This window comes from Vibrio sp. B181a (assembly GCF_030248375.1).
In the GTDB taxonomy this organism is placed as follows: Bacteria; Pseudomonadota; Gammaproteobacteria; order Enterobacterales; family Vibrionaceae; genus Vibrio; species Vibrio campbellii.
In genome coordinates, this window is the sequence record NZ_JAHGAD010000024.1 from 40548 (window position 1) to 53279 (window position 12732).

12 protein-coding genes are annotated in these 12732 nt (G+C 45.2%); 6 read left to right on the forward strand and 6 right to left on the reverse strand.

Annotated features, from left to right (window positions below):
- Nucleotides 1-175: 175 nt before the first annotated feature.
- From KIO97_RS12050 to KIO97_RS12060, 3 genes are all read left to right on the forward strand, one after another.
- Complete coding sequence (locus tag KIO97_RS12050; RefSeq protein WP_285382680.1) at nt 176-670, forward strand: tripartite tricarboxylate transporter TctB family protein; 495 nt, start codon at nt 176-178, stop codon at nt 668-670.
- A gap of 20 nt (nt 671-690) precedes the next feature.
- Complete coding sequence (locus KIO97_RS12055) at nt 691-2217, forward strand: tripartite tricarboxylate transporter permease (protein ID WP_285382682.1); 1527 nt, start codon at nt 691-693, stop codon at nt 2215-2217.
- 154 nt (nt 2218-2371) lie between these two features.
- Nucleotides 2372-3142, forward strand: a complete 771-nt coding sequence (locus tag KIO97_RS12060; RefSeq protein WP_285382684.1) for a sulfite exporter TauE/SafE family protein — start codon at nt 2372-2374, stop codon at nt 3140-3142.
- A gap of 92 nt (nt 3143-3234) precedes the next feature.
- Here KIO97_RS12060 and KIO97_RS12065 read toward each other — a convergent pair whose 3' ends face one another.
- Both KIO97_RS12065 and KIO97_RS12070 read right to left on the reverse strand, forming a co-directional pair.
- Complete coding sequence (locus KIO97_RS12065; protein ID WP_050906735.1) at nt 3235-4206, reverse strand: TAXI family TRAP transporter solute-binding subunit; 972 nt, start codon at nt 4204-4206, stop codon at nt 3235-3237.
- Between the two features lie 225 nt (nt 4207-4431).
- Complete coding sequence (locus KIO97_RS12070; protein ID WP_182053177.1) at nt 4432-5952, reverse strand: aldehyde dehydrogenase family protein; 1521 nt, start codon at nt 5950-5952, stop codon at nt 4432-4434.
- A 248-nt stretch (nt 5953-6200) separates the two neighbouring features.
- Between KIO97_RS12070 and KIO97_RS12075 the strand changes: the two genes are divergently transcribed.
- Nucleotides 6201-7964, forward strand: a complete 1764-nt coding sequence (locus KIO97_RS12075) for a sigma-54-dependent Fis family transcriptional regulator (RefSeq protein ID WP_285382687.1) — start codon at nt 6201-6203, stop codon at nt 7962-7964.
- A gap of 62 nt (nt 7965-8026) precedes the next feature.
- Here KIO97_RS12075 and KIO97_RS12080 read toward each other — a convergent pair whose 3' ends face one another.
- Nucleotides 8027-8164, reverse strand: a complete 138-nt coding sequence (locus KIO97_RS12080) for a hypothetical protein (RefSeq protein ID WP_005426540.1) — start codon at nt 8162-8164, stop codon at nt 8027-8029.
- A 342-nt stretch (nt 8165-8506) separates the two neighbouring features.
- On the opposite strand from KIO97_RS12080, the gene KIO97_RS12085 reads away from it, so the two are divergent.
- Both KIO97_RS12085 and KIO97_RS12090 read left to right on the forward strand, forming a co-directional pair.
- The gene (locus KIO97_RS12085) at nt 8507-9220 is read left to right on the forward strand and encodes a LysR family transcriptional regulator (protein WP_285382689.1); all 714 of its coding nucleotides are present in this window, start codon (nt 8507-8509) and stop codon (nt 9218-9220) included.
- A gap of 227 nt (nt 9221-9447) precedes the next feature.
- On the forward strand, nt 9448-9654 hold the full coding sequence (locus tag KIO97_RS12090) for a hypothetical protein (protein ID WP_282249142.1): 207 nt from the start codon (nt 9448-9450) through the stop codon (nt 9652-9654).
- Nucleotides 9655-9676: 22 nt separating this feature from the next.
- On the opposite strand, the gene KIO97_RS12095 is transcribed toward KIO97_RS12090, so the two are convergent.
- The 3 genes from KIO97_RS12095 to gnd all read right to left on the reverse strand — a co-directional run bounded on the left by KIO97_RS12095 (nt 9677) and on the right by gnd (nt 12709).
- Nucleotides 9677-10210, reverse strand: coding sequence for a hypothetical protein (locus KIO97_RS12095; protein ID WP_285382692.1), 534 nt, complete (start codon nt 10208-10210; stop codon nt 9677-9679).
- Complete coding sequence (locus tag KIO97_RS12100; RefSeq protein WP_285382694.1) at nt 10207-11061, reverse strand: hypothetical protein; 855 nt, start codon at nt 11059-11061, stop codon at nt 10207-10209. The genes KIO97_RS12095 and KIO97_RS12100 overlap by 4 nt, the downstream gene beginning before the upstream one ends.
- Before the next feature lie 199 nt (nt 11062-11260).
- A complete protein-coding gene (gene gnd / locus KIO97_RS12105) occupies nt 11261-12709 on the reverse strand; it encodes a decarboxylating NADP(+)-dependent phosphogluconate dehydrogenase (RefSeq protein WP_005531010.1) in 1449 nt (482 codons plus the stop codon).
- Nucleotides 12710-12732 lie beyond the last annotated feature (23 nt).

Consider the following 12732-nt stretch of genomic DNA (forward strand, 5'->3'; position numbering starts at 1 on the left):
TCTAATTTCACCGTATATGGGCATTGTCGATAATCGACAAGTAAAAACTCCTTTGTTTATTGATTGGTAAACACTAAGTAACTCGACTAGCAGCGATGCGCTTAATTGTTAATGACTTAATCCTTCTTCATTAACGCCCATATACGGTCTTTTCCTGTTGTTCTAGGAGTTGGATATGTCTCATTCAACCAATGTTTTTACCAAAGAGAATTTGCTGTGCCGTGATCGTGTCGGTGCGATGATCTTTTTGTTGTTTTGCCTATGCTATGGCTACCAAACCACGCAAATCCCTCTCTTTCCCGGGGATGAATACGAACCCTTCACGGCTCGCACCTTACCGACCATTCTGACCTACGTTGGGATTGGTTTAGCATTAATGCTATTGGTCACTGGTCAGCCCGATAAACAAAGCGGCGCTGTAATATCATTCAACTGGAAATTGCTGATCGCGTTTTTAGTTTTGATGGCGCTTTATGGTCTGGGTTTGACTTACATCGGCTTTATATTAGCGACAGGGTTCTTCCTGCTTGCGGGCTTTTACCTTCTTGGCGAAAGACGTAAATCGGTGTTGTTCGGCGCCTCATTCCCGTTCGTTATCGCGTTTTACTTGTTGCTCACTCAAGGTCTGGATATCTACCTTGAGCCTGGTCTGATTTTCACCATCTGGTAGTCAAAAGAAAGGACTGAATTATGTTAGATGGAATTCTACAAGGTTTATCCACCGCCGTGATGCCAATGAACATCATGATGGTGATTGTTGGCTGTTTTGTCGGTACATTTATCGGCATGCTACCGGGGCTTGGTCCTATTTCTGCCATCGCTCTGATGATCCCTATCACCTATGGTTTGGATCCGTCGTCGGGTCTGATTCTGATGGCAGGTGTTTACTATGGTGCGGTATTTGGTGGTTCAACTTCTTCTATTCTTATCAACGCGCCGGGTTGTTCTTCAACCGTAGTCACCGCGTTTGATGGCTACCCAATGGCACAGAAAGGACAAGCAGGTAAAGCACTTGCGCTGGCGGCTTACTCTTCTTTCACTGGTGGTACGCTTTCAGCAATCATGCTGCTTGTGGCGGCACCAGCATTGGCTAACGTCTCGTTAAGCTTCCAATCTTCAGACTACTTTGCGCTAATGCTTCTTGGTTTATCCGCAGTGGCTGCTTTCGCTGGCAAAGGACAAGTGATCAAAGCATGGATGATGACCATTCTAGGTTTGATGTTGTCTACTGTCGGTATTGATAAAGGCGTCGGTGTTGAACGCTTCACCTTTGGTCTAACAGATTTGATAGATGGCTTTAGCTTCCTATTGTTGGCGATGGCGACCTTTGCGCTTGGTGAAACGTTGATGGGGATTTTGAAACCATCTGAAGACACACGTGATGAGGAACAAGATAAGCTGAGTAACATTGGTTCGATGAAAGTCACCAAGGAAGAAATCAAAGAAGTAGCACCGGTTTCTATTCGCTCTTCAATCCTTGGCTTCTTTACTGGTGTTCTCCCGGGCGCAGGTGCAACCATCGCCGCCTTCTTAAGTTACGGCATGGAACGTAATCTGGCTCCAAAGGATAAAAAAGAACAATTTGGTAAAGGCAGCATCCGAGGTTTGGTGGCTCCAGAGTCAGCGAACAACGCGGCATCAAGTGGTTCTTTCGTTCCTCTTTTGACTCTTGGTATCCCGGGCTCTGGTACAACCGCCATCATGCTAGGAGCGTTAATCGCATACGGTATTCAACCGGGTCCTCGCCTGTTTGTTGAGCACCCAGATGTGTTCTGGTCGGTAATTATCTCCATGTACTTCGGCAACATTGTGTTGGTGATTCTTAACCTGCCGCTGATCCCATACATCTCAAAGCTGTTGGCCGTACCAAGAACCGTGTTGTTGCCAATGATTCTGTTCTTCTCTATCACCGGTGTGTATCTGGTTTCTTTCAACACCATGGACGTGTTTGTGATGTTACTTGTGGCAATGGCTGCCATCGCGCTGAGGCTGGCAAACTTCCCTCTCGCGCCGCTGTTGCTTGGCTTTATCCTTGGTGGATTAATGGAAGAGAATCTGCGTCGTGCATTGATGATTTCCGACGGAGAACTGAGCTTCCTATGGGAACGCCCAATCACACTGACATTCACAGTGCTTGCGGTATTGGTACTTGGCAGTCCACTGCTTGTAAAACTCTTTCAAAAGCTTAAAGCGCAACCAGTAAAAGTTGAACAATAAGCATTCTATCTCTCCCTCAAGATAGACCTTTGAAACCAAGCCACCCTATGCGGTGGCTTTTTTCTTGGACTAATCGCTACTTTATTTCTTTGGGTGAGTTGCGTAGTGTTAACAGTTCAGAAACAAAAAATTATAAAAACAAAAAGGACTTTTTATGCTGCTGGAATTTGCTCTCTTATTTGCTGCAGGCGTCGTTGGTGGGATCATGAACTCCGTCGCCGGTGGTGGTAGCTTCATTACCTTCCCTGCATTAATGGCAGTTGGCGTGCCTCCCATCATGGCGAACGCGACGAATACTTATGCTTCTTGCGCAGGTTACATCAGTGGTGCAGTCGGCTTTCGCGAAGAAATCATGAAGAACAAGCAAGAGTTGGCTTTCACTATCTCTTTCAGTTTGATTGGTGGCGCTGTCGGTGCTTACCTTCTGTTGAATACGCCAGAATCTGTTTTTCTTGAAGCGATTCCATGGCTACTGTTATTCGCAACCGTACTGTTTTTAACGGGCTCACGCATGACTGCGTTGATTAAGTCTCTGACCAAGGAGACTAAACACGCGGGCATTTTAGGCGTAATTGCTTTGAGCCTGCTTTTGGTTGGCGTCTCTGCTTACGGTGGGTTCTTTAACGCGGGACTAGGCGTGATCGTATTAAGTTATTTAGTGGTTGCAGGGCACCAAGACATCAACTTCATGAACGGGCTTAAGCTGCTGGTTTCGACCTGTGTTTCCCTGATTGCCATCGTGATTTTTGTTGCTAACGGTTCAATCGATTGGACCAAAGGCAGCGTTGTTATGGTTGGTACGTTAGTGGGCGGCTACTTGGCAGCGCGTGTATCTCGACAGTTGAATCCCAGCCACGTAAAAGGCTTTGTCGCCCTCTCTTCTATCGCGATTACCATTTACTTCTTCGTAGATGTCTATGCCTAACTCAATACCCGATATAACCAAAGCTAAGCGCTAATAACAAACAAAAACGCCATCGAAAATTACGATGGCGTTTTTATTAGTTCGGAGTGAGGTTACTTAATCAAACCCACTTCTTTGTAGTACTTCTCAGCACCTGGGTGAAGCGGCGCAGATAGACCATCTTTCACCATTTCTTCTTTCTTCAAGTTTGCAAATGCTGGGTGTAGACGGCGGAAGTCGTCAAAGTTTTCGAATACCGCTTTCACGACGTTGTAAACTACTTCATCTGGCACTGCCGTTGAAGAAACAAACGTTGCACCCACACCAAAGGTTTGTACATCGCTTTCTGAACCGCGGTACATACCACCCGGTACATTTGCAATGCGGTAGAAGCTGTTGTCTGCGACAAGTTTATCTACTTGCTTGCCTGCAACAGTCACGATGTTGCTGTCACACGATGTGGTTGCTTCTTTAATCGCACCACTTGGGTGACCCACTGTGTAGATCATCGCATCTATCTTGTTATCACATAACGCTTTAGACTGTTCGGATGCTTTCAGCTCAGACACCAATTTGAAGTCATCATTCGTCCAGCCGTACTCTTTCATTAGCACTTCCATCGTGCCGCGTTGACCAGAGCCAGGGTTACCGATATTAACGCGTTTACCTTTCAAATCATCAAACGATTTAATGTTTGCATCTTTACGAGCCACAACGGTGAACGGTTCTGGGTGAACGGAGAACACAGCACGAAGCTCTTTGAATGGTCCTTTATCTTCGAACTTACTCGTACCGTTGTAAGCATGGTACTGCCAGTCTGACTGAGCGATACCAAGGTCTAGCTCACCTGCGCGAATAGTATTGATGTTGTAGATAGAACCACCGGTACTTTCTACCGAACAACGAATGTTATGGTCAGCACGTGACTTATTTACCAAACGACAAATTGCACCACCCGTTGGGTAGTACACACCAGTTACACCGCCCGTACCAATGGTCACGAACGTATCTTTAGCAGAAACTGAAAAACTTGTACTTAGTGCAGCCAGAGAAGCCGCGACAGCAATTTGCTTGAGCTTTAACATTGAACGTCCTTATTTTTCCTTTGTTTATGGCCAAATAAGTATAGCAACCGTTAACAAGTTGATAACGTCCGAGATCACATCCTGAGAAGAAGAACCCGAGGCTAGAAGGCATTGATCAGTAAGAAAATATGAATGCTCCTCTGCCCCACCACAAAAAGTAAAGCCTCGAAGAGTTCGAGGCTTTGTTCATCACTGCTTTTCTTGTTGCCTTGAAAGGCAATAGATTTAGAAGAAGCCTAACGGATTGACGTCATAGCTAATGAGTAGGTTTTTCGTGTTTTGGTAGTGATCAAGCATCATCTTATGGGTTTCACGGCCGATACCTGATTTCTTGTATCCACCAAACGCAGCGTGTGCAGGATATGCGTGATAGCAGTTAATCCAAATACGACCTGCTTCGATGTTTCGCCCCATGCGATAAGCAAGGTTTTGGTCTCGCGTCCACACACCCGCACCCAAGCCATATTCTGTGTCATTGGCAATCGCTAGTGCTTCCGCTTCATCTTTGAAGGTGGTCACTGCGATGACCGGGCCAAAGATCTCTTCTTGGAATACGCGCATCTTGTTGTGACCTTGTAACAAAGTCGGTTGGATATAGTAGCCTTGCTCCAAGTCGTTTTCTTGTTTCGCTACATCGCCACCAAACACGACTTTCGCGCCTTCTTGACGTCCGATTTCTAGGTAACTCAGGATCTTGTCGAACTGCTCTTGTGAGGCTTGAGCGCCAACCTGAGTATCGGTATCGAGTGGGTTGCCCTGCTTGATTGTCTGCGCGCGCTCTGCAACTTTAGCGATAAACTTGTCGTACACAGACTCATGCACTAACACACGTGATGGACAGGTACACACTTCTCCTTGGTTGAAGAACGCAAGTAAAGTACCTTCAATACACTTATCTAAGTATTCGTCTTCGTGATCAAACACATCTGGGAAGTAGATATTTGGAGACTTACCACCAAGTTCAACCGTCGATGGAATAAGGTTCTCTGCCGCACATTTCAGAATATGGTTACCGACTTCCGTTGAACCCGTAAATGCCAACTTAGCGATTCGGTTACTGGTCGCCAGTGCTTGCCCTGCTTCTGAGCCAAAGCCATTGACTACATTCACCACGCCAGCAGGCAGAAGATCACCGATTTTCTCCATGAGAACGAGTATCGAAGTCGGCGTTTGTTCGGCAGGTTTAAGTACTACACAACAGCCCGCGGCCAAAGCTGGAGCCAACTTCCAAGCCGCCATCAACATTGGGAAATTCCAAGGGATGATCTGCCCAACTACCCCAATCGGCTCAGGGAAGTGATAACTTGCGGTATGCACATCTAACTCAGCCGCACTGCCTTCTTGAGCACGGATACAACCTGCGAAATAGCGGAAGTGGTCGACGACCAAAGGCAAGTCTGCGGCTAACGTTTCACGAACGGGTTTGCCGTTTTCCCATGTTTCTGCCACAGCCAATTCTTCAAGATGTTGCTCAATGCGATCGGCAATCTTGAGTAGGATGTTCGAACGTTCAGTCACACTGGTTTTCGCCCATTGCGCTCTTACGCCATGTGCAGCATCCAGTGCAAGATTGATGTCTGCTTCTCCAGAACGAGCCACCTTACAATACGCTTGGCCATTGATTGGCGATGTATTGTCAAAGTATTCACCACCCGTTGGTTTTACCCATTCACCACCGATGTAGTTGTCGTAATGCGATTTGAAATTAACGATGGCATTTTCACTACCTGGCTGTGCATAAATCATAACTCTTCCTTTTGTTCTCATTCAGTTTTTTGTTTTAAACAACCGAGTGTTCAACTCAGTTGTGTTGTTCACTTCATTACTCAAGTCACATGCCAACAATGCGCGTCTTGTTGTTAATCAAATGTAAAACTATGATTACCAAGCGATAACAAACCAAGTGAGTGACGTTTGAGCGGATGTATGGTGTGAACACCAGTGTTCAAGTGTTCCAAAATGGCACACCCTCACTGTGACAAAATGGTACAGTCATGGAACTTCAACACATTACCAACAGCAATTGGCTTTCCACCTCATGGGACAGAAGTGAGCAAGCCGGTTTAAAACAGCGACGTCGGCCAGACGATATTCGTGTAACTTCCGCGTTTCTTGAAGACAGACGCCACCAGCTCAATTTCTTGATCGATGCGGTAAAACAATTCGCTCTTCCCTTGTTTAACCAGTTGTTTGCGCACAGCGACAGTCGCCTAATATTGACCGATGCGGAAGGCGTGATCATCGGTAGCTGGGGACAACCTAAATTCCGCGAAAAGTTGACCGAGATTGCACTCAGTTCTGGTGCATGCTGGCAAGAAAAGCTCAAAGGTACGAATGCCATTGGTACTGCATTAGTGGAAGCAAAGCCGGTCTCTGTGATTGGAGACCAACACTTCATACAACATCACCGTTTCATCAGTTGTTCGGCAAGCCCTATCTTTGATCATTTGGGTAACTTGATTGGGGTTCTCGACATCACTAGCGAACAAAAGAAGCATGACTTTTCAACGCAGGTCTTAGTGCAAAACATGGTTCAACAAGTGGAGAACCAACTACTCAACCAAATCCCTCAAGGGCACATTCGAGTTGATTTAGCTTGTGAGCAAGGTTTACTGAATAGCGGTTGGCAAGGCATCATCATCGCCAATGAAGAGGGTCAGATTCTGGCTCATAACCAAGTTGCCTCACAACTGCTGGATCAAACCAACGTTGTTGGACAGCAACTCGCCTCCATACTCGACGATTCTGCCAGTAACCAATCTTTAGTCTTCAAAACTCAGCCACTATCGGAGCGAAAAACATCATCTCGAGCCATTTCTGCCTCGAATGACCTGCATTACGGTGACACAACCGTCGAGCACTGCTGGCAACAAGCCAATCGCGTAATCGACAAAGACATTAGCTTGTTGATCCTTGGCGAAACAGGCGTAGGCAAAAATGAGTTCGTTAAAGCTCTGCACAAAAACAGTCAGAGAAAAAACGGTCCCTTGGTTTCCGTGAACTGCGGCGCGCTACCAAAAGACTTGGTCGAATCCGAACTGTTTGGTTATGTCGCAGGTGCCTTCACCGGAGCAAGCAACAAAGGCTACCAAGGTAAGATCCGTCAAGCACACAAAGGCATCTTGTTCTTAGATGAAATCGCCGACTTACCATTAGAAGCGCAAAGCCGACTGCTGCATGTGCTCCAAGACAAAACCGTGTTGCCTGTCGGCTCAAACCAAACCATCCAAGTGGATACACAAATCATCGCCGCAACACACAAAGACTTGGAGCTATTGGTTGAGCTAGGTGAGTTTCGTCAGGATCTTTATTACCGTTTGAATGGATTAATCGTTGAGCTGCCTCGTTTCCAAGAACGTAGCGACAGACAAGCACTGATTGAGAACATTCACCGTCGTCACGCCGAGTCTGAACAAAGCATTTGCCCTCACCTGCTGTCATTAATGTTGGGCTACGGTTGGCCGGGGAATCTGCGTGAGCTCGACAGCTTGATAAAAGTGTCAGCCTTGATGGCGCAAGGAGAAACGCAACTCGAGCTTAGCCACGTACCGAGCCATCTTGCAAAGAAACTGAGCCAAACAAACGTTATCGAACAAGTGGATACGTCAGAAACCAGAGACATGCGTACGACTGTGGAAGATAAGTTGGTAAAAACCTACCAAGCAAACCAAGGCAACATCAGTAAAACCTCACGCATGTTGGGTCTGAGCCGCAATACCATTTATCGCAAGCTCAAGAGCCTTGGCATGCTGAAATGATGAAATGTGGGAGAGAAAAAAGAGCACCTCTTTGGGTGCTCTTCTCATTTTGAAACCTAGCCTTACAGTCCGCCTTCTTGCTGCGCCTGTTTTACTAATGCCTGACGTTGAGTTTCCGTTTCTGAATTCACTTTCTGTTCCTTGTGCGTTTCCTGATCCAAATCTGCCGGAATGAAAACAAAGTACTTGTTAAGAGTCATCGTAAGAACCTCAATTTATAGTGTTAAGTCACCTTCTTGGTAAATGTAAACAACACCAGCAAAAACGACTTATGCCGGTTCCTTGTTGTAGGTTTCAAAAAATAGAGGATGTTCGACCATCAAACATCCTCCATATGCAACCTAATTATAGGAGGAGTTCAGAGGCTTACCTAGCACTCTTTATCACCTTTTTACGCAATCTTAGATTTGATATCGGTATTGGTAAAACTCTTACTTTGAGCTAACCCCATGTCACAAAAGAGAAATTTGTTGGCGATTATGTTGGAACAGAGGATGAGACACGTTGATACTTAAAGCTCAATGTTTTGAGGTACTAACTTCGTGAAAAATACCATTGATTTAAATCTGTATCGCTTTCTTTATCTGCTCAGTCAGCAAAAGTCACAGGCAAAAGTGTGCCATACACTCGACATCAGCAAGGCCACGTTCACCCGGCAACTGGCTGAATGCCGCCAGCGATTTGATAACGAACTGTTCAATGCAGAGAAAGGCATTTATACCCCAACCCTGCTTTGCCAACAGTTATGTGAAGCGATAAGCGAGCCGTTAGAGCAACTTGAGCAATTACCACAGTTGGCAAAAACCTTTAATGCGAACCAACACTCTAATGAGTACGTCTTCAGCATCATCAACCCTCTTTCTGGCATGTTAACGATTCCCTTGGTTACCGCCCTTACCACAGATGAACAAAAGCCTAAGATCGCCTTTATTGATTGGTCGATTGAAAGCATAGAAAACCCTAAACGCGGCGCTGTCGCGATTGGGATTGGTGGTTTTCCTAATGAGCTCAACGAGAGAATGGTAGAACGTAAGGTGGCTTCCGTTCCCATCTTTGCGTATGTGAACGCTCAACACCCTCTTCACCAACAAACCGAACTTGAACTCAGTGACATTGAAAACCTTGAAACGGTGCGAGTCTCCATGGGTTCGCTCGATGTGAGCGCTTATTACGAACGAATGCGTAAATTGACGGGAGTGAATCTAGAGCAGAAGAATTTCCTGCGTTATCAGTTGCGATACATTCACTCTACTTAAAGTTAGGAATCAATTCTGATGCTCGCTACAATCAAAATTGCCGACACACCTTTTTATGCAATGAAACTCACAATAAATCTCTATTAAAAACTGTCTACCAGGTCAATATTTAATCTTTTTTGAGAAATCTTTAGCCTACTTTTTGGGTATATTTCGAGCAAAATAGAGACAATATAAATGCGGAGTGAAAACACTCTGACTCTACCCACTAAGCTCTGGGAGGCGTTATGAAAAGTAAAAAATTAGGTCATGTGATGTCATTCAGCAGAATGTTTTCCTTCATTGCCTTTCTGACAGCCACATTCGCTTGGGTATTAAGTATGTATGCCCTCTTTACAGTATCTGTTGTGGCGCTCTTCGTCAGCGGACTACTCTACTTGAATGACAAATTCGGTCCCCACCACAAACGCAATACAAAAGAAAAGAGCGCTTAAGCGCTCTTTGAGTTTCTTTCTATCACCCATCCGAATTGGTGCTCATATTCTCCTTGATGTACCTATCGATTCTCTCTAACTCGTGATAGTAGCCATACATTCCGAGGCGATTAATTTCTGGTTCACCGCAATATCTTTGTTCTTTCACCATAGCCTCAACAAACATTCCGCTTGATGCAAGCGTAAAGGGTGGGCATGCCGAGTAGCCGTTAATCTCTGCGATGTGTTGTAATCGCCCAAACTCAATAAGTCTTCCTGGAATGGCAACGAGTAAAGCAATTGCAGTTGCGCAGCCTATCCATTTAACAGATATAGCCGAGGATTTAAAAATAACACGAGAGGCCATAAATAACGTTAAAGTAGGCATTAAGATCAAACCACTAACGCTAACCATATGGGATGTATTTACATATATGACTGAAAAGTTGCGGCCTATTTGATGCTGCAGAGATTCCAACGTTACATACTCATATAAACGATAAAATGAGAACACGCCCAATAAAATAAACATTCCCAAAACCAAAGCCAAATACACTGGGTGCTTCTGTTCTATCATAAGAAAATCGCCTTGGTGGTAGAGCGTTGGAACTGGCTTATCGATTTCCGACTTACAATATCTTCATCTATACCATCAACTGCTAGTTTGGCATTCTTTTCGAAGTACGCGTCAAGAGCTAAGATTGCCTTCTCTTTCAACTCAAATTTTCCTTCCAAAGAGTTTAGTAGCTCTCCAGTAACGAAAGCTACAGCAATACCAATTCCTATCGGTATTAGCACAACTCCTGTAATACTCATGAGAGCAGTTCCAGCTATGTACCCCGCTAAAGCAGAAATTGAAGCTTTTAAAACATCAGAACTAACGCTAGCAATCCAATTACTGAACAAAAAGTCTTTTTTAAAGGCTAGTTCCAAAGTTCGATAGGGAACTGAGTATATAACCGTCAAAAATACTCCGCCTTTAGCACTCGATCTCAAACCCGCTTGCCCAATGCCTAAAGCCAAAATTTTGGCATTATTTAAAAGATAACGCGTGCCTTTAACTATGCTTCTAAGCCTGTGATTTCCTTTAAAAGTGATGTAACTTTTCGCCCCCTTCTTTGTAATTTCATACTTACCGTTAATAGCACCACCTTTATGTAGATCTTCTGCAAGTACATAGAATGCAGCAATGTCGTGCATCAAGCTACCTCGTGAGCTGATAAACTCGGCTATGCCCATCGCTGTTGCTAGATCTCTTATCTGTTGATCCGTTAGACCTTTAAATTTCTTTTCGAAAACCCATAAATCAACAAATGCTCTACTTTCTAGCACATAAATATCTATTTCATTTTCTCTTATCTTTTTCAGACAGCTATCTCGCTGTACCTTATTTCTCTCGCTCAAACACTGAAATCTATCGCTTGCCACATGCTTACTCCCAAACCTGATGTTGAGAAGTATTTTAAGGAGAGTGCTGAAAGGTTCTTCTACATTTGTGAGAACTGCGTTTGACTTCAAATCATTGTGAAACTGTTAGTTTTAGTAGTATCTCTCTCATGAATTGCAGGTAATAAAAAAGGATGCCACTTGGGCATCCTTTTGCTTTGATCAGTTTACTGACTGCGGATTAAACGTCGTAAGTTGTAGACGCTGTGTCGCCGCCTGTACCAGTCCAGTTTGTGTGGAAGAATTCACCACGTGGACGGTCAGTACGCTCGTAAGTGTGAGCACCGAAGTAGTCACGTTGAGCTTGAAGCAGGTTCGCTGGTAGACGAGCTGTTGTGTAACCGTCTAGGAAAGATAGCGCAGAAATCGTACATGGCATTGGGATGCCAGACTCTAGAGATTTCGCTGCTACTTTACGCCATGCTGCTAGGCTGCCTTGTAGGATGTTTTTGAAGTACTCGTCAGAACCTAGGAATGCGATATCTGGGTTCGCTTCGTACGCATCACGGATGTTGCCTAGGAACGCAGAACGGATAATACAACCACCACGCCACATTAGTGCTACGTTACCGTAGTTTAGGTCCCAGCCGTTTTCGTTAGACGCTTCGCGCATTAGCATGAAGCCTTGAGCGTAAGAGATGATCTTAGATGCTAGTAGCGCTTGACGTAGTGCATCAACCCACTCTTGCTTGTCGCCTTCAACTGGAGTGATTGTCTTACCGAATAGAGACTCAGCTTCAACACGTTGGTCTTTCAGTGCAGATAGACAACGAGAGAATACAGATTCAGAGATAAGCGTTAGTGGAATACCTAGGTCTAGTGCGTTGATACCAGTCCATTTACCAGTACCTTTTTGGCCTGCTGTGTCTAGGATCTTCTCAACTAGAGGCTCGCCGTCTTCATCTTTGTAGCCAAGGATGTCAGCCGTGATTTCAACAAGGTAGCTGTCTAGCTCAGTCTTGTTCCAATCAGCGAATACTGCTTGCATCTCGTCTGCAGACATACCAAGACCGTCTTTCATGAACTGGTAAGCTTCAGTGATAAGCTGCATGTCACCGTATTCGATGCCGTTGTGCACCATCTTAACGAAGTGACCAGCACCGTCGTTACCAACCCAGTCACAACATGGCTCGCCAGCGTCAGTTTTTGCAGAGATACCTTGGAAGATAGGCTTAACCGCTTCCCAAGCTTCAGCCGCGCCGCCAGGCATGATTGAAGGACCAAAACGTGCACCTTCTTCACCACCAGAGACACCAGTACCAATGAAGTGAATGCCTTTCTCACGGCAGTGTGCTACGCGACGGTTTGTGTCTGGGTAGTTAGTGTTACCACCGTCAATGATGATGTCGCCTTCGTCTAGAAGCGGGATTAGGTTGTCGATGAACGTGTCAACAACGTCACCTGCACGAACCATAAGCATCACTTTACGTGGCGTTTCTAGCTTCTCTACTAGTTCTTCTAGAGAGTATGCACCGATGATGTTTGTGCCTTTCGCTGGACCTTCCAGGAACTCGTCTACTTTTGCAGCAGTACGGTTGTGAGCCACAACTTTAAAGCCGTGGTCGTTCATGTTAAGGATAAGGTTTTGACCCATTACAGCAAGGCCGATTACACCGATATCACCTTTCATTGTTTCTCTCCAATTGTCTTTTA